Source organism: Vibrio sp. OPT20 (assembly GCF_963889365.1).
GTDB classification, from domain to species: domain Bacteria; phylum Pseudomonadota; class Gammaproteobacteria; order Enterobacterales; family Vibrionaceae; genus Vibrio; species Vibrio splendidus.
In genome coordinates this window covers 1-1060 of the sequence record NZ_CAWPOA010000010.1, presented here as the reverse complement: position 1 = coordinate 1060, position 1060 = coordinate 1, and the positions used below count along the sequence as shown (strand labels likewise).

Sequence of the window (1060 nt, the reverse complement as noted above, 5' to 3'; positions counted from 1 at the left end):
TGAGTCCACAAAACCCCTTGGGTGTTGTATGGTTAAGCCTCACGGGCAATTAGTACAGGTTAGCTCAATGCCTCGCAGCACTTACACACCCTGCCTATCAACGTCGTAGTCTACGACAACCCTTTAGGACACTTATAGTGCCAGGGAAAACTCATCTCAAGGCTCGCTTCCCGCTTAGATGCTTTCAGCGGTTATCGATTCCGAACTTAGCTACCGGGCAATGCCATTGGCATGACAACCCGAACACCAGAGGTTCGTCCACTCCGGTCCTCTCGTACTAGGAGCAGCCCCTTTCAATTTTCCAACGCCCACGGCAGATAGGGACCGAACTGTCTCACGACGTTCTAAACCCAGCTCGCGTACCACTTTAAATGGCGAACAGCCATACCCTTGGGACCGACTTCAGCCCCAGGATGTGATGAGCCGACATCGAGGTGCCAAACACCGCCGTCGATATGAACTCTTGGGCGGTATCAGCCTGTTATCCCCGGAGTACCTTTTATCCGTTGAGCGATGGCCCTTCCATTCAGAACCACCGGATCACTATGACCTGCTTTCGCACCTGCTCGAATTGTCATTCTCGCAGTCAAGCGGGCTTATGCCATTGCACTAACCACACGATGTCCAACCGTGTTTAGCCCACCTTCGTGCTCCTCCGTTACTCTTTGGGAGGAGACCGCCCCAGTCAAACTACCCACCAGGCACTGTCCGTAATCCCGATTCAGGGACCAACGTTAGAACATCAAAACTACAAGGGTGGTATTTCAAGGACGACTCCATCACATCTAGCGACGCAATTTCATAGTCTCCCACCTATCCTACACATGTAGGTTCAATGTTCAGTGCCAAGCTGTAGTAAAGGTTCACGGGGTCTTTCCGTCTAGCCGCGGGTACACTGCATCTTCACAGCGATTTCAATTTCACTGAGTCTCGGGTGGAGACAGCGTGGCCATCATTACGCCATTCGTGCAGGTCGGAACTTACCCGACAAGGAATTTCGCTACCTTAGGACCGTTATAGTTACGGCCGCCGTTTACCGGGGCTTCGATCAAGAGCTTCG

1 rRNA gene is annotated in these 1060 nt (G+C 52.4%); it reads right to left on the bottom strand.

The features are described 5' to 3' along the window. Window positions 1-28 precede the first annotated feature (28 nt). Window positions 29-1060 (bottom strand): 23S ribosomal RNA (locus tag AACR09_RS00890); the annotation flags it as partial.